General features: G+C 67.2%; 16 protein-coding genes. 2 read left to right on the top strand and 14 right to left on the bottom strand.

What is annotated here, in order from left to right; genetic code table 11:
- Positions 1 to 39 precede the first annotated feature (39 nt).
- Positions 40 to 861 carry a type IV toxin-antitoxin system AbiEi family antitoxin domain-containing protein gene (locus ACWDPV_RS19385; protein WP_449744251.1) on the top strand — a complete coding sequence of 274 codons (822 nt, stop codon included), beginning with the start codon at positions 40 to 42 and terminating at the stop codon, positions 859 to 861.
- Between the two features lie 87 nt (positions 862 to 948).
- On the opposite strand, the gene ACWDPV_RS19380 is transcribed toward ACWDPV_RS19385, so the two are convergent.
- From ACWDPV_RS19380 to ACWDPV_RS19320, 13 genes are all read right to left on the bottom strand, one after another.
- Entirely contained in the window at positions 949 to 1,926 is a 978-nt protein-coding gene (locus ACWDPV_RS19380) for a TauD/TfdA dioxygenase family protein (RefSeq protein ID WP_449744250.1), read from the bottom strand.
- A gap of 321 nt (positions 1,927 to 2,247) precedes the next feature.
- Positions 2,248 to 2,994, bottom strand: coding sequence for a sulfite exporter TauE/SafE family protein (locus tag ACWDPV_RS19375; protein ID WP_449744249.1), 747 nt, complete (start codon positions 2,992 to 2,994; stop codon positions 2,248 to 2,250).
- A 96-nt stretch (positions 2,995 to 3,090) separates the two neighbouring features.
- Positions 3,091 to 4,668 carry a bifunctional phosphoribosylaminoimidazolecarboxamide formyltransferase/IMP cyclohydrolase gene (purH, locus tag ACWDPV_RS19370; protein WP_449744248.1) on the bottom strand — a complete coding sequence of 526 codons (1,578 nt, stop codon included), beginning with the start codon at positions 4,666 to 4,668 and terminating at the stop codon, positions 3,091 to 3,093.
- Positions 4,665 to 5,246, bottom strand: a complete 582-nt coding sequence (gene purN, locus ACWDPV_RS19365; protein ID WP_449744327.1) for a phosphoribosylglycinamide formyltransferase — start codon at positions 5,244 to 5,246, stop codon at positions 4,665 to 4,667. Before purN ends, purH begins: the two co-directional genes overlap by 4 nt.
- Positions 5,247 to 5,363: 117 nt before the next feature.
- The gene (locus ACWDPV_RS19360) at positions 5,364 to 6,992 is read right to left on the bottom strand and encodes a cell division protein PerM (RefSeq protein ID WP_449744247.1); all 1,629 of its coding nucleotides are present in this window, start codon (positions 6,990 to 6,992) and stop codon (positions 5,364 to 5,366) included.
- Positions 6,993 to 7,139: 147 nt separating this feature from the next.
- Positions 7,140 to 8,399 (bottom strand): DUF5336 domain-containing protein, encoded by a 1,260-nt coding sequence (locus ACWDPV_RS19355; RefSeq protein WP_449744246.1) that lies wholly within the window; start codon positions 8,397 to 8,399, stop codon positions 7,140 to 7,142.
- A gap of 555 nt (positions 8,400 to 8,954) precedes the next feature.
- Positions 8,955 to 10,958 carry an acetoacetate--CoA ligase gene (locus ACWDPV_RS19350; RefSeq protein WP_449744245.1) on the bottom strand — a complete coding sequence of 668 codons (2,004 nt, stop codon included), beginning with the start codon at positions 10,956 to 10,958 and terminating at the stop codon, positions 8,955 to 8,957.
- Positions 10,955 to 12,604: an AMP-binding protein gene (locus ACWDPV_RS19345; protein WP_449744244.1), complete on the bottom strand. Its 1,650-nt coding sequence runs from the start codon at positions 12,602 to 12,604 to the stop codon at positions 10,955 to 10,957. The genes ACWDPV_RS19350 and ACWDPV_RS19345 overlap by 4 nt, the downstream gene beginning before the upstream one ends.
- Positions 12,605 to 12,608: 4 nt before the next feature.
- Positions 12,609 to 13,487, bottom strand: a complete 879-nt coding sequence (locus tag ACWDPV_RS19340) for an HpcH/HpaI aldolase/citrate lyase family protein (RefSeq protein ID WP_449744243.1) — start codon at positions 13,485 to 13,487, stop codon at positions 12,609 to 12,611.
- A gap of 58 nt (positions 13,488 to 13,545) precedes the next feature.
- Positions 13,546 to 14,040 (bottom strand): MaoC family dehydratase, encoded by a 495-nt coding sequence (locus tag ACWDPV_RS19335; protein WP_348803036.1) that lies wholly within the window; start codon positions 14,038 to 14,040, stop codon positions 13,546 to 13,548.
- A complete protein-coding gene (locus tag ACWDPV_RS19330) occupies positions 14,037 to 15,182 on the bottom strand; it encodes an acyl-CoA dehydrogenase family protein (RefSeq protein ID WP_449744242.1) in 1,146 nt (381 codons plus the stop codon). Before ACWDPV_RS19330 ends, ACWDPV_RS19335 begins: the two co-directional genes overlap by 4 nt.
- A gap of 61 nt (positions 15,183 to 15,243) precedes the next feature.
- On the bottom strand, positions 15,244 to 17,379 hold the full coding sequence (locus tag ACWDPV_RS19325; RefSeq protein WP_449744326.1) for an acetyl/propionyl/methylcrotonyl-CoA carboxylase subunit alpha: 2,136 nt from the start codon (positions 17,377 to 17,379) through the stop codon (positions 15,244 to 15,246).
- Between the two features lie 50 nt (positions 17,380 to 17,429).
- Positions 17,430 to 19,025 carry a carboxyl transferase domain-containing protein gene (locus ACWDPV_RS19320; RefSeq protein ID WP_449744241.1) on the bottom strand — a complete coding sequence of 532 codons (1,596 nt, stop codon included), beginning with the start codon at positions 19,023 to 19,025 and terminating at the stop codon, positions 17,430 to 17,432.
- Positions 19,026 to 19,270: 245 nt separating this feature from the next.
- Here ACWDPV_RS19320 and ACWDPV_RS19315 point away from each other — a divergent pair, with 245 nt between their 5' ends.
- Complete coding sequence (locus ACWDPV_RS19315) at positions 19,271 to 22,807, top strand: indolepyruvate ferredoxin oxidoreductase family protein (RefSeq protein ID WP_449744240.1); 3,537 nt, start codon at positions 19,271 to 19,273, stop codon at positions 22,805 to 22,807.
- A gap of 181 nt (positions 22,808 to 22,988) precedes the next feature.
- Here ACWDPV_RS19315 and ACWDPV_RS19310 read toward each other — a convergent pair whose 3' ends face one another.
- Complete coding sequence (locus ACWDPV_RS19310) at positions 22,989 to 23,711, bottom strand: DUF5336 domain-containing protein (protein WP_449744239.1); 723 nt, start codon at positions 23,709 to 23,711, stop codon at positions 22,989 to 22,991.
- Positions 23,712 to 23,874 lie beyond the last annotated feature (163 nt).

The raw sequence follows: 23,874 nt of genomic DNA, 5'->3' as shown, positions 1-23,874 counted from the left end.
CGACGGAACCGTCGCGGCCCGCCGCGCGTCCAATCCCGCATGAACCTCGGAATCTTGTCCCGCGCCGAACTACTCGCATCCGACCTCACCGACAACGACCTGCGCCGGATGGTGCGCAGAGGCGAACTGACACAGGTGCGGCGCGGTTGGTACGCAAAGCCCGATGCCGACACCACCGCACTGTCCGCATGCCGACGCGGCGGAAGCCTGAGCTGCGTCTCGGCACTGAAGAAGCACGGGGTATGGGTGCCGCCCGGCTATGACTCCCTGCACGTTCGGGCCACCAAACACGCTCAGTGCCGTCGCCGTGACTTCTGCGTACTGCCCGGACGACCGCTGCCGATCGACACGATTCTGGACTCCGTCCCGGTCGCACTGGCCTGCGCCGCGAGATGCATGACGGACGAGGACTGGATCGCCTGCGCCGACTCCGTGATGAACTCCCAGGGCATCAAGGTCGCCGAGTTACGCTCCCAGTTGCCCTACGTCAGCGCCCACATCGACCGACTCCTGCTCCGGTCCGACCATCGTTCCCAATCCGGCACCGAGAGCCTCGTTCGGGATCGCCTGTATCTGAGAGGCTTTCATGTGGAGGTGCAGCCGGCGATCGACGATGTCGGCCACGTCGACCTCAAGCTCGGACGCTTACTCCTCGAGTGCGACAGCAAACTGCACCACACCAGCCTCGAGAGCTACCGAAAGGACCGGCGACGTGATCGAAAATCGGTCGCGCAGAACCTCATCAGCATGCGCCTGACCTACGACGACGTGCTATACGGCTGGGACGAGACACTCGAGGACATCCTCGCCATCACCAAGCCGGGGAAGCACCGTCTGTCACGACCGAAAACGTCCCCCTGAGCCGGTCTCACCGCAATAATCCGGCGAGACCGTCCCACGGGGACGCTTTCAGTCACTCGAGTTGGCGCCTCGCTCGGGTGGACCGGATCAGCGTGCGACCCCGCGCGGCTCATCGCCACGCAACGTGATGCGATGCATGACGCGGCGGTTGTCGCCGTAATCGCGGTTGGCGTAGTGCAGGGTGTTGCGGTTGTCCCACAGCACCAGGTCACCGGCACGCCAGCGATGGCGCACAATGTGTTCCGGTTTGGTGAGGTGGGCATATAGCAGATCGAGGATGCCGCGGCTCTCGGCGTCGGACACATCCTCGATGTGGGAGGTGAAGCCCGGGTTGACGAACAGCGACTTACGTCCGGTCTCCGGGTGCACGCGCACCACCGGATGACTCACCGGCGGAAGCTCGGTGACTTCCTTTCCGTCCCACACATTTCCACGCCCGCTACGCCGTTGCTTGAGGTAGTATCCGAATTCGCGGCTACCGTCGTGTACCGCCCGGAGCTGCTCGACGAGCGCTCTGACCGGCTCCGACAACGACCGGTACGCGAGTTCGGCATCGGCCCAGTTGGTATCACCGCCGTTGCGGGGCAACACCACCGGGCGCAGGATCGATCCCATCGGCGGACGCGGCATGAACGTGACGTCGGTGTGCCAGACGTCGGCGAAACCGTTGTCGGCGCTGTCGAGGGCGTACACCTCGTCGGGCACATCCCCGCTGTCCCACACCGGATGTCCGATCGTGAGATCGCCGAGTCGGCGACCGAACTCGATGTGCTGGGCGTCGTCGAGGTGCTGATCGCGCAACACGATCACCTTGTAGTCGATGAGTGCCGCCCGGATGGCGCGGACCTCGTCGTCGGTGGCCAGCGCCACGCTGGTGCCGCGGATCTCGGCACCGAAGCTGGGACCGAACTCGTCGATGTCGAGTTCGACACCGGAGGTGACGACGGGATCGGTGACGGCGTCGGTGGCCCCAGAACCGGTGAGGTCAGAGCCGGTGAGGTCGGTGCCGGTGAGGTCGGTGCCGGTGAGGTCAGTGGTGGGCTTGCCGGGTATGGAGATGGTCATGCGGGTTCCTTCTCGGATGCAGGTGAGTGATTTTGGGGATTCCGAGAGCCCGCGGTGGTGATCCGTGATGGGAACCGTCCGACCAGTTCATGCGGTGGCCGGTGTCGTACCGAGTCATCGCGCACCTTCCCTGCCGCCGTCGAAACGCGTATCGAGATCCGCATCGACCGACCGCTGGTAGTGCGAAGTGTCGCACGGATGACGACTGGCGGCACGTCGAGGCGGGTCGGCTGGATCGGGTCACCCCACCTGTCTATCCGGTGGCGACGCATCGGCGAAGGGTTGGCGTCAGCGTGGGAAAAACCCTCGAACACCGAACCGTCAAGGATTGACGGCGAGCCACACCGCCAGGCCGAGTCCGCCGATCCCCACCGCGATCCGCAACGGCCCCGCGGGCAGGCGTTTGACGACGGGGGGTCCACACCACCCACCGATCAGACATCCGATGGCCATCGCGAAGGCCGCCAGCCAATGCACCGGCCCGAAGAACGCGAACCCGATGGCGGCGACGAGATTGGCAACGCCGAGAAATAGTGACTTCAGCAGCGTCGCCCGCCAGAGCGGTTCATTGGTCACCACCAGCGCCAGGGCCAGCAGCAGAATCCCTGCGCCGGCACCGAAATAGCCCCCGTACACCGAGATCAGACCGAGCCCGAGGAACCAGATCCACGGGCGGTCGACATGCTTGGCGGCGATGCGCCGCAGTTGCGGCTGGATCAGCAACGCCACCGCGGCCAACGCCACCAGGTAGGGAACGATGATCTTGAAACTGTCGGCCGGGGCGAGCAGCAGGATGAGCGCACCGACGGTTCCGCCGATCAACGACGCGACCACGCCGGTGTACAGGCGCCGACGGTCACCGTCGAGCAGAATCCGGCCGGACTGCCCCATACTGCCGACGCCGACGGTCACCAACGCCACGGTGTTGGTGACATTCGCGGCGATCGGGCTCAGGCCGACGGCCAGCAGCGCGGGATAGCTGACCACCGACGCCAGGCCGGTGACATACCCGATGAGACCCGCCCCGAAGCCCGCCAGAATCAGCAGACCGAATTCGAGAACGCTCACCCGCAGTCCCGTCGAGTGGGCGCCATTTCCCGTCGAGTGGGCGCTATCCCCCGTCGAGTGGGCGCTATCCCTCGTCGAGTGGGCGCCACAAGTCGCTCAGTGTGCGAAATGTCGTGCACCCGTGAGGTACAGCGTGATCCCGGCCTCGTTCGCCGCTTCGATCACCTCGTTGTCGCGAATCGACCCACCCGGCTGGACCACGGCGCTCACTCCTCCGGCGATGAGGACCTGCAGGCCGTCCGGGAAGGGGAAGAACGCGTCGGACGCACCGACGCTGCCCACCGAACGCTCACCCGCACGAGTGACCGCGAGGTGTGCCGAGTCGACGCGGTTGACCTGACCCATGCCGACACCGACCGACGCGCCATCCTTGGCCAGCAGGATTGCATTGGACTTGACCGAACGGCATGCCCGCCAGGCGAATTCGAGATCGGCGAGGGTGTCGTCGTCGGCGGGGGCACCGGCCGCGAGGGTCCAGTTGCCGGGATCGTCACCGTCGGCGTCGAGGATGTCGCGGTCCTGCATCAGCAGACCGCCGGTGATGGGACGGGTCTCGATACCGCCGCGGACCGGGGGAACCGCACGCAGGATGCGGATGTTCTTCTTACGCTGCAGAACCGAGAGTGCACCGTCTGCGAAACCGGGGGCGATGATGACCTCGGTGAAGATCTCGGCGACCTGTTCGGCCATCTCCACGGTGATCTCACGATTCGCCGCGATCACACCGCCGTAGGCGCTGACCGGGTCGCAGGCGTGCGCCTTGCGGTGCGCCTCGCCGATGTCGGCACCGACGGCGATGCCACAGGGGTTGGCGTGCTTGATGATCGCGACCGCCGGGACATCGAAGTCATGCGCACTACGCCACGCCGCATCGGAGTCGGTGTAGTTGTTGTAGCTCATCTCCTTGCCGTGCAACTGTTCTGCCGACGCCAGACCCTCGTAGTCGGAGGTCGACAGATATAGCGCGGCGGCCTGATGCGGGTTCTCGCCGTAGCGGAGCACCGCCGAACGACGGTAGGTCGCACCGGCCCACTCACCGAACTTCGAGCCGTCCGCTGCGGGCGAGACCACCTCCGACATCCAGGACGCCACCGCCACGTCGTACTCGGCGGTGTGCCGGAATGCCTTGGCGGCGAATCCCCGACGCTCGGCGAGGGTGAATCCGCCCGCCCCGGCAGCGGCGGCCACCGCGTCGTAGTCGTTGGGGTCGACGATCACCGCGACGCTCGGATGGTTCTTGGCCGCACCACGAACCATCGACGGCCCACCGATGTCGATCTGCTCGATGCACTCGTCCGGCGTGGCACCGGAATTGACGGTGTCGGTGAACGGATAGAGGTTCACGACGACGAGATCGAAAGCGGCAACCCCCAATTCGGCAAGTTGCTCGACGTGCGAGGGCTTTCGACTGTCGGCCAGGATGCCGGCGTGGACCTTGGGGTGCAGGGTCTTCACGCGACCGTCGAGGCATTCCGGGAAGCCGGTGACGTCTGCGACCTCGATCACCGGAATGCCCTCGGCGGCGATCGTCTTGGCGGTCGAACCGGTCGACACGATCTCCACGCCCGCAGCGTTCAGCGCGGCCGCGAGGTCGGCGAGTCCGCTCTTGTCGTAGACACTGACCAGTGCGCGGCGGATGGGGCGACGAGTCGCGTCGGTGCTCGGTGCGTTCACGGAATGTGGGCCTTTCGTCCGTCGATGACAACTCCTCGGGTGACAAGTTCTGTCACCACGTCGGTGAGCAGCACGCGCTCCACCGATTTGATGCGTTCGTGCAGGGATTCTTCGGTGTCCCCGGTGTCGACGGTCACCGCGACCTGCGCCAGGATCGGGCCGGTGTCGACGCCGGCGTCGACGAGGTGCACCGTGGTACCGGTGACCTTGACCCCGTAGGCGAGTGCGTCGGCCACACCGTGCGCCCCGGGAAACGCGGGCAGCAATGCCGGATGCGAGTTCACGATCCGGCCGGCGAACCGTTCGAGAAAACTCGGCCCGAGGATCTTCATGAAACCTGCCGTGACAACCCAGTCGGGTCCGACCCTGGCCACCGCATCGCGCAACGCGACGTCCCACGCCGCGCGATCAGGGTGGTCACCGACCTTGCAGGTGAGGACGTTGATGCCGGCCTGCGCGGCGAGGTCGCCTGCGCGGCAATCGCGGTCGACGACGACCGCGGCCACCGTGAACGGCGCCGCCGGACCGGCGGCCCGCGCCAGGATCGCCTCCAGCAACGACCCGGTTCCCGAAGCCATCACGACGATCGCCGCGCGTGGGGCGAAGGTGCCGTCGGATGGAGCAGGTGTCACGACGCAAAGCCTAGTGGGCGGGCGCGGTCCCGGATGCGCCGGGGCGGCATGATGATCGTTCGATCAAGATTGGGTCGGGGCCTGCCGGTCGCCGGTGGAACGGCCGAGATCACGTGTGGTGGCGTCCCACTCCCCATCGCCGTCCTCATCCCACTCGTCGGCGGGATCGGAACGCGGACCCGCGCGGTGCCGGGCGGCGTCGACGCGGTCGTCGGCCCTCGGGGCCGTGTCGCGCGGGACCCGATCAGCGGCGACATCATCTGGCTCGTCATCACCGTCGAGCGATTCCGCATCCAGGACGGCTTCGTCGTCCGGGTCCTCATCGTCCGGATCCTCGTCGTCCCAGTCCTCATCGCCCCAGGCCTCGTCGTCCCGGAGTTCGTCGTCCGCGGCCGCCTCGTCGTAGTCCTCGGGCAGGTAATCCTCGTCGGAGTCCTCGACGAGGTAGTCGTCGTCGAAATCCATCTCGTCGAGCCAGTCATCGTCGTCGGCGACAGGGACGGAACCACGGCGCAGCATGGGCACGATGTTGTGAATCAACGCAACGATGACTCCCGCCGCGGCGAACCATCCCAGGGTGAACACGCCGGCGGTGACCACCGTGATCCCGGTCGTCCCGATCTCGCCGAGCGATCCGCCGGCCAGCCACCCGAAGAACACCATTGCCGTGGCGGCGAAGGCGGCGGCCATCCCTACCGACCGCGCATACCCGGCCAGATCCGCCGACCGGCATTTCCACGCCACGAACATCGCGATGGCGGCCGGCACGACCAACCCGAATGCGGCCCACCACACCGATTCCGTCGGGAGCACGGCCAGGACAGGAAGCGGGGGTACCGAACCACCCCGTACCGCGAAGAGGTCCGCGGACACCGGGCCCACGTGTACCTGCGAGCCCACCAGCACCGCGGCGGCCCCGATCATGATGTTGGGCAGGTACAGGATCGACAGCATCGTCAGACCGAGATGGCCGTCGAAGTCGACGCCGGTCTCGATCAGGTCGCACAGAACACGGAATCGCAGCACCAGGCGGAGGACGACGAACAGTCCACCGGCCGCGAAGAGCGCGAGTACGGCGACCACGCCGTAGCGGATTCCCCGCCGATCGGCGGCGCTCGCCCGGTCGCGCAGATCGCGGTGTCCCAGGATCACACCGAGTCCGGCGGCCAGCCCTTGGATCAGCACGGTCAGCGCGAATGCCTTGAGCGGGCTCGGACTCTGGATCGGCAGCGACGACGACCCGTCCATCACCACGGCCAGCGCAATGGCCGTGACCAGCAGTGACCCGCCGACCGCGGCTGCTCCCGCGGAAACGAGCTCCGGCAGGCGACGGCGACTGCGACCGCTGGACGCCACCACCTTCACGGTGCCCCCAGCGACGAGGAAGGTGGGCAGGAGCGGGAGCACCCCGACGGTCACGCCGCTCACGGTGATCGGGGTCTGGTTGATCGCCAGCCAACAGGTGGCAACTGCCGCACCCACGCCGGACAGTCCACTTCCCGCCATCAGCAGCACGGCCAACACGATGACGAGGCATGCCACGGTGGTGATCACCGGTACGGCGAAGGCGATCAGAACCAGTTCGCGTGGCCGGTGTTCGGTCGCCTCCGTCTGCGCGCGACGGGCCCGCCGCACATCACGGAGACGGGATGCGAGGTTGTCGGCAACCGGGACGGATTTGAGCGTGGGCATCGAATCGAGAGTGACATGTGTGACCAGTGAGGTCCCGTAGACGCGCCGCGTCGTCGGCAGAAAGCGACCGACGACACCCGTGGAGAAACGAGTCGGCCCCCGATCCCAGCGGGATCAGGGGGCCGATGTCGATGCGTTGAGCGTCGCTCACGGGGCCTTCGGCGGCTCCGGCTTCTGGAAGATCGAGGTCGCGTTATCCGAACCGGGCGGGGCCTCGCCGGCGGCCTGCGGACTCGCCGACGCTCCCGGGGTTCCGGGGAACGACGCGCCGGGAATCGAGGCGTCGGGAACGGAGGCACCGGGGACCTGGGCTCCGGGCGTCGATGGCGATGCGGCCGCGTGCTGGCCGCGGCCGAATCCGGCATACGCCGACGGGTCGTAGGCGGACGGCGCGGGGGTTGCGGCCGTCCCCGGTTGCGAGGCCGTGGCCGGCGCGGCCGCTGCCGGGGTCGACGCGGCCGGAGCCGACGCTGCTGCGGACGGGTACACCGTCGTCGCCTGCTCGGAACCAGCCGGGATCACGCTGGTGGCCTGCGGCTGCGACACCGCTCCATAACCGGCCGGCTGGCCGTATGCCGACGCGGCGGGTGCGGTCGGGTCGGTGGACGCCTGGTCGGTGGCGGTGCCCGGGGTGGCTCCGGCGGCGGCCGCGTCGGGCACGGGTGCGGTCTTGATGACCTTGAGGTCGAGCAGCAGCCAGAAGATCGACAGCAGGAAGATCAGGATCGACAGCACGAGCAGGATGATGGCGCCCGCGCCGTGCTCCGTGTTCGCCTGCAGATCGGAGCCGACGTAGGTGAGGATCGTGATAAACACCCCAGCGACCGACGCCGCGGCGACGGCCGGAGCAACACGGTAGGACTTGAGCAGCCCGGTGAAGGCGAGAAATCCGGTGAGGACGACGAGGACATAGGCCGCGTTCAGATAACTCGCGAACAGTTCGATGGACCCCTGGACTTCCTGGCCGGTGAACGGATCCGTCTCGCTTCCGGTCAACCCGGCGGCGAAACCGCAGAACAACACGACGACACCGAGGACGCCGATCGTGGCGGCGAGCACGGGGGCGACGATCGGCGGCAGGCCGGCGAAGGGCTGTTTGGGAGCGGCGGGCTGACCGTAGCCCTGCTGGCCATACCCTTGTTGGCCGTATCCCTGCTGGCCATATCCCTGCTGGCCGTACCCTTGCTGGCCATAGCCCGACTGCTCGCCGTAGCCCTGCTGACCGTATCCCTGGGGATAGCTCTGCTGACCGTATGTGGACGGATCGCCGTAGCCCTGGCCGTACTGCCCGTAGCCCTGAGACGCGGATGCGTCACCGGGCTGGGAGTATCCCCCGCCTTGCTGTCCATAGGACTGTCCCGGCTCGGGTTGTTGCCCGTAACCAGCACCTCCGGATGGGTAGGTCATCTACTTCTCCTGCCACAAAGACGTCTTGGTTTCGCTGCACCCCCGAACGCCATGCGTTCACCGCACCCCGGGGCACACTTTTGACCACGCTAATACATCTCGCGCACGGGCCACAGGGCCGACGTCGACGTTGTGGATCATTCCGGCAATCCCGACCCCCATTCGGTCGTGTGAATGACCCCATGCTCGTTGACAGCGCCCTTCTGCTCACTGACAGCGCTCTGGACCCCACTGACAGCGCTCCCCTCCTCACTGATCAGGGCTCTCGTCAGCGTTGACAGCGCTCCCCTCCTCACTGATCAGGGCTCTCGTCAGCGTTGACAGCGCTCCCCTCCTCACTGACAGCGCTCTCGTCAGCGTTGACAGCGCTCCCTCGCCGTCACCGGACGTCGGCAGTGCTTGTCGCACAGGCGAATGAGCAGCAGTCACCGTCGGAACGTCAACGCGGCAAGCGCTGTCAACGGAGTACAGGGCGCTGTCAACGAGATTCAGAGCGCTGTCAACGTCGTGGCGAGCGCTGTCAGTTGGAGAGAGGGAAGCCCGCCGGCCGCGGGCTCACCACCGGTGCTCGGCGCCCTGCTGTGCATACCAATCGATCAGCGAATGATCGTCGACGGACCGCGGATCGATGTCGACGGGACGACCGGCCAGCACCGAGGTCACCGGCACCTCGAGCTTCTTTCCGGTCCGGGTGTGCGGAATGCCCGGTGCCAGGATCACCTCGTCGGGGACGTGGCGCGGCGATAGCCGCCTCCGGACGTCGGCGGCGATGCGCGCGCGCAGGTCGTCGTCGAGTTCGGCTCCGGGGACGAGGGTGACGAACAGCGGCATCCAGTAGGCGCCGTCGGGTCCGTCCACTCCCAGGACGAAGGCCTCGGCGATCTCGTCGATGCTCTCGATGACCTCGTAGATGTCGGCCGAGCCCATCCGGATTCCGTGACGATTCAACGTCGCGTCACTGCGCCCGTGGATGATCAGCGATCCGCGATCGGTGACGGTCACCCAGTCGCCGTGCCGCCACACCGGGGACGAGTCGGCCCCACCGTCGGTCCACTCGTGCTCGAAATACGCTGCGCGATACCGCTTTCCTTCGTCATCGCGCCAGAATCCGACGGGCATCGACGGCATCGGTGCGGTGATGACCATCTCGCCGACCTCACCGATCAGCGGCGTCCGATCCGGCGCCCAACTCTCCAGTGCCACACCGAGGTAGCGCACCGAGAGTTCACCGGGAACCACCGCCACCCCGACCGATCCGCCGGCGAACGCGGTGACGACGTCGGTGCCCCCACTGATGGACGAGACGGGAAGTCCGTGTGCCACATTCTCTTCGACCCAGTCGAACAGGTCTCCGGCCAGCGACGATCCGGTACTTCCCAGGGCACGCAACGCCGACAGGTCGTGATCACGTCCGGGCACGAGTCCCGCCTTCCGCGACGCCTGCAACTGTCCGGGGCTCGTGCCGAAATACGTCACCTTCTCGTCGGCGACGATACGCCACAGATGGTCGGCGTCCGGGTGGAGCGGAGATCCGCTGTAGCACACGATGGTCGATCCGCACAGCAGACCGGCCACTTGGAAGTTCCACATCATCCAGCTCAGTGCGGTCTGCCAGAAGAACACGTCGGATTCGCCGAGCCCGGCATGCAGACCGGCGGCCTTCAGGTGCTCGAGGACGACGCCGCCGTGTCCGTGCACGATCCCCTTCGGTCGTCCGGTGGTACCCGAACTGAACAGCACCCACAGCGGATGGTCGAAGGGCACCGGCTCCGGCCGCACCACCTCGCCGGCGGCGACCGCCTCCGCGTAGGAGAGCACCCGAGCATCCGAGTCCTGGTGACGTGCGGCATCTCCCACCACGATGTGGGCCACCAGCCCGGGCAGCGACGACGCCAGCGCCGCGCTGTCGGCGACCTTGTCGACATCTTTGCCGTTGTAGCGGTACCCGGAGGCAGTGAACAGGACCTTGGGTTCGAGCTGGCCGAGTCGGCCGGCGGCTCCCTCGGGTGCGTAGTCCTGTCCGCAGCCCGACCAGATGGCACCGAGAGAGGCGGTCGCGAGGAAGGCCACCACCGCCTCGGGGACGTCGGGCAGGTAGGCGGCGACGACGTCACCGTCGCCGACTCCCAACCCGCGCAGCGACGAGGCCAACCTCCCGACGAGATCCGGCAACTCCGCCCACGTCACCTTCGACCGCACGCCGTTCTCGTTGAGTCCGACGATCGCGGCGCGCGCGCTGTCGGCCGACCCGATGGTCGCCGCATGACGCAACACCTGATCGACGTAGTTGAGACGAATGCCCGGAAACCATTGCGATCCCGGCATGTTCGTGGACGCGAGAACCGCGGCATCGCCGTCGTCGAGCGCTCCGCCGATCTCCGCCAATGCATAGAACTCCCACACCGCCCGCCAGAACTCGGCCGGCCTCGCCGTCGACCACTCCCACAGCGACGCGTAGTCGTCGACGTCGACGCCGAACCGGTCGGCGACGTCCGCCGCGAAGGCGTCGAGTTGGGCGGTCGCCCCCGCCTCGACCACGTTCGGGACGCTTCCGGTCATCGCAGCAGTCCCAAAATCTCGACGGATTCTTCGCGCATCTGCACCTTGCGGACCTTACCGGTGACCGTCATCGGGAACTCCTTGACGACGTGGACGTAGCGCGGGATCTTGTGCCGGGCGATCTGTCCGGTCGCGAAGTCCCGGACGTCGTCGACGGTGAGTTCGGTTGCGCCCTCCCGCAAACGGATCCACGCCATGAGTTCCTCGCCGTACTTCGCGTCGGGAACGCCGATCACCTGGGCGTCGAGGATGTCGGGATGGGTGTAGAGGAACTCTTCGATCTCACGCGGATAGATGTTCTCGCCGCCGCGGATCACCATGTCCTTGATGCGGCCGGTGATGCGCACGTACCCGTTCGGATCCATCACCGCGAGGTCGCCGGTGCGCATCCACGGACCACCGTCGGGATCGTCGGCGTCGGGCACCAGCACCTCGGCCGACTTGTCCGGCTGATTCCAGTATCCCTTCATGACACTGTAACCGCGCGTGCAGAATTCGCCGGTTTCACCGCGCTGCAGGGTCTCTCCGGTCACCGGGTCGATCACCTTGATCGACAGGTGCGGACCCACCCGCCCGACGGTGCCGACCCGCAGCGACAGTTCGTCGTCGACGCGGGTTTGCGTGGACACCGGCGAGGTCTCGGTCATGCCGTAGCAGATGGACACCTCGCTCATGTGCATGCGGTCGACGACCTGGCGCATCACGTGTTCCGGGCAGGGCGAGCCCGCCATGATGCCGGTCCGCAACGTCGACAGATCGAACTCCGCGCCCGAATCCAGCAGTGCCAGCTCGGCGATGAACATGGTGGGGACGCCATACAGGCTGGTGCAGCCGTATTCGGCGACTGCCCGCAGCGACGCCTCCGGATCGAAGGTGGGTGCCGGGATCACCATGGCCGCACCATGACTGGTGGCGGCGAGATTGCCCATCACCATGCCGAAGCAGTGATAGAACGGCACCGGGATACAGATCCGGTCATCGGCGGTGTAGTTGAGCAGTTCACCCACCAGGTATCCGTTGTTGCCGATGTTCGCATGCGACAGGGTGGCGCCCTTCGGGAACCCTGTTGTGCCGGAGGTGTATTGGATGTTGATGGCGTCGTCGGGACGCAACGACGCGGCCCGCTCGGCCACCGCGTCGAGCTCCGCATCGGTCGGAGCGCTCGTCACCGACGTCCACTCCGGCGAGTCGAACAGGATCACCTCTCGCAGATCGGGTGCGTTCGGCCGGGCGGCCGCGAGCATCCCGGCGTAGTCGGAGTCCTTGTATCTCGACGCGGCGACGACGACGCTCGCGCCTGACTGGGTCAGCGCGTACTCGATCTCGTGTTGCCGATAGGCGGGGTTGAGATTGACCAGGATCGCCCCGATCTCCGCGGTCGCGTACTGGGTGAACACCCATTCCGCGCGGTTGGGTGACCACAGTCCGACCCGGTCACCGGCCTGGACACCCAGCCGAACCAGCCCCGCCGCGAGGGCGAGCACATCCCGCCGGAACTCCGCGTAGGTCCACTGCCGACCGCTGGGCGCATCGATGAGGGCGATGCGATCACCGTGGTCGGCGGTGATCCGCGCCAGGGTCTGCCCGATCGTCTCCGTCAGCAGGGCGGGCTCGGATTCGCCATGGGCGTAGGCCAGTTCGGACATCGGTTCACTCTTCCTTCGTTGACTCGGTGGTGGTGGCCGCACGCGAGAGAACCGCCTCGGCCTGGCGGAATACGGGACCGTCGATCATCTGCCCGTCGATACTGAAGACACCGCCTCCGAAGTCCGCCGATCCGTCGATGACGCGCCGGGCCCAGGCGACCTCGTCGTCGGTCGGCGTGTAGCCGGCACGGATCGTCTCGACCTGCGACGGGTGGATACATGCGGTGGCCACATATCCGAGTGCCACCGCGTCGGTGACCTCGAGGGCCAGGCCCTCGGTGTCACGGAAATCCAGATGCACCGCGTCGACGGCGAACTTGCCGGCGGCCGCGGCGGCGAGGCGGACCACCGACCGGGTGTAGCGGGCCACGTCGCGGTAGGTTCCCGGGTTGCGTTCCTCCGGGCCGAAGCGGCTCGACTTGCCGCCGAGCCCGGCGACCAGATCCTCGGCGCCCCACATCAATCCGATGCAGTTGACGGCGGCGGCGATCTCGTGGGCGCGGACCGCCCCGGCCGGTGTCTCGATCAGGGCGATCGTCTGCAAGGCGGTCTCGGTGATCGACTCGGCCGTCTCCGACTTCGCCTGCATCACCACCCGGTAATTGGTGTCGCCGAGCGCCGCGAGGTCACGCCGGTAGTCGCCGGTGCCGGCGGGATTGATGCGGACCACCACCCGATCGGGGTCGAGCGGATTGGCGACCAGGGCCTCGCGGGCGGTGACCCGGTTCTCCGGGGACACCGCGTCCTCGAGATCGAGGATCACCACATCGGCCCGTTCCAGGGCCTTCTGATAGCGTTCGGGCCGGTCGGCGGGACAGAACAACATCGCCGGTCCCCCTGGCAGCCAGGACTTTCCGAACGCTTCCACCGGTTGCGAGGTCATGTTATCGGGCGCTCCTCCGTCGTCGTCATCGTTGACACTTTTCTCCGACGCCCCGTCGTCACTGGAGGGGACGCCGCCGAACCAGCGTCGCACGAGCGGCCCGCGCCACCACCACCCCGTCCTGGTTACGCCCTACATGCAGCAGGTTCACCACGCCCTCACCGGGGCGGGACCGCGATTCGCGAATACCCGTGCATTCGGTCTCCGCGTACAGCGTGTCACCGGCGAACAGCGGTGCCGGAAAAGCCACTTCGGAGAACCCGAGGTTGGCCACCAACGTGCCCTGGGTCAACTGCGACACCGACAATCCCACGATGGTCGACAGCGTGAACATCGAGTTGATGAGCCGCTGTCCACCGAAACCCGGTTGTTGCGCCGACCACGCGGCGTCGAGGTGCAGTGCCTGGGTGTTCATCGTCAGCGTCGTGAACAGGACGTTGTCGGCCTCGGTGACGGTCCGCCCGGGCCGGTGCTCGTAGATGGTGCCCTCCTCGAACTCCTCGAACCACAGTCCGCGCTGCACGATTCGGGTGGGTGTCTGCTGCTCGCTCATGCGAACCCCAGTTCCCGGGCGATCAGCATGAGCTGCACCTCGGTGGTGCCCTCGCCGACCTCGAGGATCTTGGAGTCACGGTAGTGCCGCGCCACCGGGTACTCGTTCATGAAGCCGTAGCCGCCGTGGATCTGGGTGGCCATCCGCGCATTGTCCATCGCCGCCTCACTGGCCACCATCTTGGCGATCGACGCCTCCTTCTTGAAGGGCTTGCCCGCCAGCATCTTTGCCGCGGCGTCGTAGTAGGCGGTGCGGGCGACGTGCGCGCGGGCCTCCATGCGTGCGATGGCGAACGACACCGACTGGTACTCCCCGATCGGCCGGCCGAAGGACTGACGTTCCTTGGCGTACTTGACGCTCTCGTCGACGCAGCCCTGCGCGGCGCCGGTGGCCAACGCGGCGATCGCGATGCGGCCCTCGTCCAGGATCGACAGGAAGTTCGCGTACCCGCGTCCGCGCACCCCGAGGAGGTTCTCCTTGGGGACTCGCACGTCGGTGAAGGTCAGCGGATGGGTGTCCGAGGCGTTCCAGCCGACCTTGTTGTAGGCGGGTTCGGCGACGAATCCCGGCGTGTCGGTGGGGACGATGATCGTCGAGATCTCCTTTCGTCCATCGTCTTTCGTCCCGGTGACCGCGGTGACGGTGACCAGCGAGGTGATGAGAGTGCCGGAGTTGGTGATGAACTGCTTGGAGCCGTTGATGATCCAGGAGTCGCCGTCGTCCTTGGCGGTGGTAGCGGTGGCACCGGCATCGGAGCCGGCGCCCGGTTCGGTGAGTCCGAACCCGGCCAGATTCTCACCGGCGGTCAGTGACGGCAACCACCGCTGCTTCTGCTCGTCGGTGCCGAATTTGTGGATCGGCATGGCGCCGAGGCTGACTCCGGCCTCGAGGGTGATGGCCACCGACTGATCGACCTTGCCGAGCTCCTCGAGGGCCAGCGACAGCGCGAAGTAGTCGCCGCCCATTCCGCCTTCCCCTTCGGGGAAGGGCAGTCCGAACAGTCCCATCGCGCCCATCTGGGCGACGACCTCATACGGGAAGCTGTGTTCGGCATCATGTTTCGCCGCGACCGGTGCCACCACGGATTGTGCGAAGTCACGCACCGTGTGGATCAGGTCGAGGTAGTCCTGGGTCAACTCCATGGCTGGGGTTCCTTTGTGCGTGTGATGAACTCGGGCGAGCATGCAGTAGCGGCCGCGATCGTCATGACCGATCCGCCGCGGGGTCGTGATGGGCGTCGTCGTGATGGGCGCTGTCGTGATGGGCGCTGTCGTGATGGGCGCTGTCGTGATGGGCGTCGACATGCGCGAGGAGTTGGCCCGCGGACACCTTGTCGCCCACCGCGACCGAGACCGTCACGGTCCCGTCGACGGGCGCGGTGAGGCTGTGTTCCATCTTCATGGCCTCTACGACGACGATCGCGGTTCCGGCGGTGACCTCGTCGCCGTCGGACGCCGCGACGGCGACGACGGTGCCCGGCATCGGCGAGGCGATGTCGCCGGCCGCCTCACCCGTATCTGCATCGAGGGTGGTGCGCGTCAGCTGGACGATCCAGGTTCCCTGTGGCCCGCCTGCCCACCACTGGTCGCCGATCTCGGCGAGCGACCATTGCTGGCTGATGCCGTCGACGATCAGCCGGGCGGTGCGACCGGAGGTGGTCGCATGCGCGGCAAGGTATTCGACATGCGCCGACCACGGTGGCGCCGCGTTCTCCTCGTCCGCATCGACGATGGTGACATCCGCGGTCACCCACCGATCGTCTGCTCCGTGCACCGCCGCGGACACCGTCCGCGAATGCGTTCCCGCCGACAGCCTGCTGATGACCGGCGCGTGGTCGCCGATCCGGAAGCCCACCGCCGCATCCCACACGTCGTCGGTACGTCGTTGCCCCACGCGGGCCAGGCCGACCAGTGCGAGCGCCTCGGGAACCGGTTCCGGGGCAACGTAATCGGCCGCCAGACGGTCCAGCAGCTCGGTGTCGAGGCGGGCCGCCTGAACCTCGGGGCGGGCCAGGACGTAGCGACAGAAGTCGATGTTGGTGACCACTCCCAGAACCCGGGTGTCGCTGAGCGCGTGGTCGAGTCGTTCGATGGCCTCGGCGCGATCGGCCCCGTGGGCGATGACCTTGGCCAGCATCGGGTCGTAGTCACTGCCGACCACCAGTCCGGGCAGCATGGCCGAGTCCAGTCGCACGCCCTGTCCCGCACTAATATCGGGTTCGGCGAGTGCGACGATCTCACCGCCGGTGGGCAGGAAGCCGTTTGCAGGATCCTCGGCGTACACCCGGGCCTCGATGGCGTGCCCGGTGAAGGTGACGTCGCTCTGCGCGATGGCCAGCGTCTCACCGCGCGCCACCCGGATCTGCTGCTCCACCAGGTCGATTCCGGTGACCATCTCGGTGACGGGGTGTTCCACCTGCAGTCGGGTGTTCATCTCCATGAAGAAGAACTCGTCGGGTCGGTGCGCCGACACGATGAACTCGACGGTCCCGGCGCCGGTGTAACCGACGCTGCGCGCGGCGTCGCAGGCAGCCTGCCCGATGCGATCGCGGGTCGCGGCGTCGAGCAACGCCGACGGCGCCTCCTCGATGACCTTCTGATGGCGCCGTTGCAGCGAGCATTCCCGCTCACCGAGATGGATGACGTTGCCGTGGGTGTCGGCGAGTACCTGCACCTCGATGTGCCGGGGCGTGTCGACGAAATGTTCGAGGAACAGGGCGTCGTCGCCGAAGGCGGCGGCCGCTTCGCGTCGGGCGCGGGTCAGCGCATCGGGCAGTCCGGCAGCCGATTCCACCCGGTGCATGCCTTTTCCGCCACCACCGGCGCTCGGCTTGATGAGCACCGGGAAGCCGATCTCGGGGGCGGCGGCGATGAGGTCGGCGTCGGTGAGCCCGGGACGAGACAGACCCGGTACCACCGGCACGCCACGTTCGGTGACGGCGGCGCGGGCGGTGATCTTGTCACCCATCGTGGCGATGGCCGATGCCGGCGGGCCGATGAAGGTGATCCCGGCGGCGGCCAGCGCTGCCGCGAATTGCTGGTTCTCCGAGAGGAATCCGTAGCCCGGGTGGACGGCGTCGGCTCCGGTTGCCTGGGCGGCACGCACCACCGCGTCGATGTCGAGGTAGCTGGCGGTCGCCGCGGCCGGTCCGATGCGTACGGCGGTGTCGGCCTCCCGCACATGACGGGCGTGGGCGTCCGGGTCGGAGTAGATGGCGACGCTGCGCAGCCCGAGCCGACGCAGGGTGGCGATGACGCGGCAGGCGATCTCGCCGCGATTGGCCACCAGGACGGTGCGGATCACGCGCGGCCGCGCGATCACCGGTTGACCGTCCTCGATGTGTTCGCTTGTTGTCGAACGAATTTCAGAAGTCACAGACATTGCCTGCCTCACATCCGGAAGACGCCGTAGCGCGGATCGGTCAACGGGGCGTATCGGCAGGCCTCGAGTGCCAGGCCGAGGATGGTGCGGGTGTCGGCGGGATCGATGATGCCGTCGTCCCAGAGTCGCGCCGTCGAATAGTAGGCGTCGGATTGGTGTTCGAACTGCTCACGGATGGGTTGTTTGAAGGCGTCCTCGTCGTCGGCGGACCACTCACCACCGGAACGTTCGATCTGGTTGCGGCGCACCGTCGCCAGGGTGTCGGCGGCCTGCGGTCCGCCCATGACCGAGATCCGGGCGTTGGGCCAGCTCCACAGGAAGCGGGGCGAGTATGCCCGTCCGCACATCGAATAGTTGCCGGCGCCAAAGGAGCCGCCGATCATCACGGTCAGCTTGGGGACGCGTGCGCAGGCAACGGCGTTGACCATCTTGGCGCCGTTCTTGGCGATGCCGCCTTCTTCGTAGGCCCGTCCGACCATGAAGCCGGTGATGTTCTGCAGGAAGATCAGCGGGATGCGGCGTTGGTCGCACAGTTCGATGAAATGCGCTCCCTTGAGCGCGGATTCGCTGAACAGCACCCCATTGTTGGCGATGATGCCGACCGGGTGCCCGTGCAGATGGGCGAAGACGGTGACCAGGGTGGTGCCGTAGTTCGCCTTGAATTCGGTGTACTCGCCACCGTCGACGAGGATCTCGATGACCGAGCGCACGTCGTAGGGGATGCGCGGGTCGGTGGGGACGACGTCGTAGATGTCGGTCTGGGGCCGCGCGGCGGGTTGCGCCGCGGTCAGTTCCCACTGGGCCGGGTCGCGCGGGCCGAGGGTCGCGACGATCTCCCGGACCTTGGCCAGGGCCTGCTCATCGTTGTCGACGAGGTGATCGGTCACCCCGGACACCGACGAGTGCATGGCGCCACCACCGAGATCCTCGGCGGTGACGTCCTCGCCGGTCGCCGCCTTCACCAGGGGCGGGCCGGCCAGGAAGATGGTGCCCTGGTTGCGCACGATGACCGTCTCGTCGCTCATGGCGGGCACGTATGCGCCGCCGGCGGTGGACGATCCGAGCACGGCCGAGATCTGCGGGATGCCCGCGGCGCTCATGTTCGCCTGATTGAAGAAGATCCGGCCGAAGTGCTCGCGGTCGGGGAACACCTCGTCCTGCTGCAGCAGCATCGCGCCACCGGAGTCGACGAGATAGATACACGGCAGCCGGTTGGCGGCGGCGATCTCCTGGGCACGCAGGTGCTTCTTCACCGTCATCGGGTAGTAGGTGCCGCCGGAAACGGTGGCGTCGTTGGCGATGATCATGCATTCGCGGCCTGCCACCCGCCCGATCCCGGCGACCACACCGGCGGAGGGCACCTTGCCGTCGTACATGTCGATCGCGGCGAGTGGGGCGACCTCGAGGAACGGCGATCCGACGTCGAGGAGTCCGTCGACGCGGGCGCGCGGGAGGAGTTTGCCGCGGGATTCGTGGCGCGCCCGGGCGCGCTCGCCGCCCCCGGCGGCAGCCACCCGGAGCTTCTCGCGGAGTTTGGCGACATTGTCGAGGTGGACGGCGCGAGGACCCGTGGTCGGGGCGGAGGTTGTGACTGTCGGACCCACCAGCTCCCTTTCAGTTAGTGACAATTAACTGAAGCGACTGTAGCGTACGTCACTGCCCACTGTCACGCGCCCGCCGTTTTTTCCTCGGCTCTGCTTGCGCCTCGACCATTCTCCACCCGGACGTGACGGCCATCACGATTTTTCGTATGGTGTGGGTGAGCCCACCACCCCCGGGCCCATCACGCACGACGGCGGACCGACACCCACGGTTCGCGCGCCACAACTACAGAAGGCCAGGTAAACCCATGACCCTCGCCCCGCATGCCCCCGCGACCAGCGGTCTGGAAGACCGTTACGTCCGCGAGTCGGGCACCGTCTTCCTCGGCGGCATCGCCGCCCTCGTCCGCATGGTGCGCGATCGCGCTCTCGTCGATCGACGCATGAATCAGCGGACCGCCTCCTTCATCTCCGGCTACGAAGGGTCACCCCTCGCCGGATACGACCTCGAGCTCGCCAAGCGCCGGGCACTCCTCGAACCCCTCGACATCGTCCACCGCCCGGGCCTCAACGAGGAGCTCGCCGCGACCTCGGTGATGGGATCGCAGGTCGCCGCGCAGGTCACCGGCCTCGCCCCGGACGCCGCCGGTCAGGCCCGATCGGGCATCGTCGGCTACTGGTACGGCAAGGCACCCGGCCTCGACCGCGCATCCGACGCCCTGCGCCACGCCAACATCATCGGCACGCATCCCGACGGCGGCGCCGTGGCACTGGTCGGCGACGATCCGGGCGCGAAGAGCTCCACGGTGCCATGCGCATCGGAGATGGCCCTGGCCGATCTCTACATCCCGATCCTCTATCCCGCCGATTCGCAGGACATCCTGGATCTCGGGGTGCACGCGGCGCACATGAGCCGGGCCAGTGGTCTGTGGACCTCGCTGAAGATCTCCGCACATGTGGCCGATGGCGCGTCGACCGTCCAGCTCGATCCCACCCGGGTCGATCCCCGCCACGGCGCCCTCGGACGCAGCCCGCACGTCCCGTCCGGCCGCCTGCTCGGCGCGAATCTCATGGAGCTGGAACAGAATCAGCTCACCACCCGCCTCCCCCGTGCCCTGGAGTACGCCCGCCTCAACGGCCTCAACCGGATCACGGTGCGCAGCAGCGATGATCGCATCGGGATCGTCGCCGCGGGCAAAACCTATCTCGACGTCCGCGAGGCGTTGCATCTGATGGGGTTGACCGAGGCCGACCTCAATCGCCTCGGTATCCGGATTCTCAAACTCGGCATGGTCTACCCGCTCGAGCAGGACATCTTGCGGCGCTTCATCACCGACACCGCCTCGGGACACCTCGACGAGGTGATCGTCGTCGAGGAGAAGCGTGACTTCGTCGAGACGATGATGCGCGACATCCTGTTTCGTGACCCGATCGCCCCGCACATCGTCGGCAAGGTCAACGAGAACGGCTCAACGCTGTTCTCCCGCTTCGGTGAACTCGACGTCGACGCGGTCACCCGCGGACTCGCGATGCGCCTGGCGCGCCATCATCACGTCGACGAGGCCATCGACTGGCTCGACCGCTCGTCCCGTCGACGTACCCGCATCGAGTTGCCACTGGCCGTGCGCTCCCCGTACTTCTGCTCGGGGTGCCCGCACAACAGCTCCACCAAGGTCTCCGAGGACACCCTCGTCGGCGCCGGAATCGGTTGCCACGCCATGGTTCTGCTGATGGACCCGCACCAGGTCGGCGATGTCGCCGGCGTCACCCAGATGGGCGGCGAGGGTGCACAGTGGATCGGCATGGCACCGTTCGTCACCGCCGACCACTTCGTGCAGAACCTCGGCGACGGCACGTTCACCCATTCCGGCTCACTGGCCATCCGCGCGGCGGTCGCCGCGGGTGAGAACATCACCTACAAGCTGCTGTACAACGGCACGGTGGCAATGACCGGCGGTCAAGATCCGGTGGGCGAGTTCAGCCTCGGGCGCATCACCGCACTACTCGCCGCCGAGAATGTCGCCAAGATCGTCGTCACCTCCGATGACGTGACGCGCACCCGCAAGGCCGGTCTCGCCCATGGCGTCGAGGTGCGTCCGCGGGCCGATCTCGCCGAGGTGCAGCAGGAGCTCGCCGCGATCAGTGGTGTCACCGTCCTCATCCACGATCAGGCGTGTGCCGCGGAGAAGCGCCGTAAGCGCAAGCGCGGCACCGTCGAGACCCCGACGACGCGGGTGATGATCAACGAACGCATCTGTGAGGGGTGCGGTGACTGCGGTGAGAAGTCCAATTGCCTATCGGTGCATCCGGTTCCGACGGAGTTCGGCCGCAAGACCCGAATCGATCAGAGTTCCTGCAACCTGGACTACTCGTGCCTGAGCGGTGATTGTCCGTCGTTCGTCACGGTGACGCCGGGCACCGCGACGCGCGCCGTCGGGGCCGTGGCCGCCGACCTGGACGCACATACCGTTGCCCCACCGGCACTTCAGCGCCCACGCCTGGGTGTCGACACCGACGTCGCCACCATCCGGATCACCGGTATCGGCGGCACCGGCGTGGTCACCCTGTCCCAGGTGCTGGCGACCGCGGCCAATCTCGACGGTCACGCCGCCCGCACGGTCGATATGACCGGGCTCGCGCAGAAGGGCGGCGCGGTGGTCAGCGACATCAAGATCTCTTCCCGGCCCATCGAATTGGCCGCCAAGGTGGCCGGCGGCACCTGCGATGTGTATCTGGCCTGCGATTCGCTGGTCGGTGCCGACGCCACCAATCTCAAGGTCACTTCGCCGGAGCGCACCACCGCGGTCGTCTCCACCACCCGCATCCCGACCGGGTCGATGGTCGTCGACACCTCCGTCGGATTCCCCACCGACACGCAGATTCACGACGTCATCGAGCCACGGGTGGCCCGCACCGTCTATCTGGACCCGGGAGCACTGTCGACGGACCTGTTCGGGCATGAACAGTACGCGAACATGCTCGCCGTCGGTGCCGCCTATCAGTCCGGGGCATTGCCGATCACCGCGGCCTCCATCGAGCGCGCGATCGGCCTCAACGGCGTCGCGGTGGCCGCCAACATCCAGGCCTTCCGGCGCGGCCGCCAGGCCGTCGCCGATCCGGATGCGGTGAGCACCGAGATCGCCCGGCTGCATCCGCAGTTGACGTCGACGCAGCCCAGCGATCGTGCGCGCGCATGGGTTTCGACGTTGGGCACCATCACCGACGAGTTGGCGCGAACCATCGCACTCCGCGCCGACGATCTCGTCGACTATGCCGACGAGCGCTACGCGCGTCGCTACGTCGACGACATCGCGCGGGTGCATCGTCTCGGCGCCGGTGAAGCGCTCACCGATGCGGTGGCCCGCAATCTGTACAAGTTGATGGCCTACAAGGACGAGTACGAGGTGGCCCGCCTGTCCGCCGATCCGGCCTTCGCCGCGCAGATCGCCGACCAGTACGGCCCGGACGCCAAGGTCGCCATCCGGCTGCATCCGCCGACGCTGCGGGCGTTGGGGATGAAGGAGAAGATGTCGCTGGGCGGATGGGCGAAGCCCGGGATGACCGCGCTGAGCCGCATGAAGAAACTGCGCGGTACCAAGCTGGACCCGTTCGGCCACAACGAGATCCGACGCACCGAACGCGCGCTGATCGTCGAATATCGTGAGCTGCTCGACGCGATCGACGACGCGTGGGAGACCGGGACGGTTGAACAGCAGCAACTTCCGGCACTGGTTGAACTGGCCGACCTACCCGACATGGTGCGCGGCTACGAGCACATCAAGATGGCCAACGTGGAGAGGTACCGGGAGGCGATGGCAGAGCGACGCGATGCTCTCGGGATCTGACCAACGCGGGTGGTGGGCTCGGTGCCCACCACCCGCACAACACCCCACCCGCCGGCCCCCGCTCGTCGGCCGAGCCGTGCGGAGCGCAAGCCGCCGCGTTGAGCTCCGTCGAAACGACGAGCCGGGTCGAGACCCGGTGAGGTGACGCTCCGAACTCCACCCAGTCCCCCGCGACCCTGCCTCACTCCTTGCGCAAGCCGTCCAGAACCGCCGCTCCGAGGAGCAACCCCACCTGGAGGAAGCCGAAGATCAACGCCACGATGGCACCGGCGCCGATGCCGATGACCGGAACCGACGTCGTCGTCACCGCGGCGGAGAACAGCGCCAGCCATGCCCCGGCGGCGGCCACCGCGAGGAACGGCACGGCCTTGCGGAATCGGGGTATCAGGACCAGCGCAGCGGCAATCGCGATGGCGCCCAACACGATCAGGAACTTGCCCGGGTTGAGCACGATCTCATACGACGCGAATCCCGGGATGCCGGAGCTTCCGTTCTCGTAATTCTCCGCCCAGTTCTCGATTTCCGAGTCCGGGATCGAGTTGTCGGGAACCACCCAGCTGACGAAGCCCATGAAGTAGGTGATCAGACCGGCGACACTGGACGCGATCAGCAGCAGTGACGGCATCTGTGCCCGCGCGTCGAACTGACGTGCCGGGCCCGGCGGTGGCGTCGCACCCCAGCCCTGCGGACCGGGCTGGGCACCCCACTGTCCCGACGGCACGGGTTGCGACGGCACCGGCTGCGAGGGCGGATAGGGCACCTGTCCGGGACTGGAGTACTGACCAGGGGCGGCGTACTGACCGGGCACCGCACCCGGGACCCCCGGCGCGGCGGTCTCGGGTGCCCCGGCCGGTTGCCCGGCAGCCCAGGTCTGTTGCGGTTGGTTCGGATCGCCTGGATTCACGTCGTCGTCTTCCCTTCGCCTCTGTCGCGGCCCTTACATGGCACGGCCTTCACGTGGTGGTCAGAGTAGAGGCCACGTGCCGTTCGAGTGCACCCCGAACGCGAGATTCATTCACCTCGACCCGTCCTTTTCGTCCGATTGGACGATCCCCACGGACGACCCT

This window comes from Gordonia sp. NPDC003504, from assembly GCF_053587995.1.
Note: the sequence above shows the minus strand (reverse complement) of the source record. Positions and strands in the feature narration are given on the sequence as shown.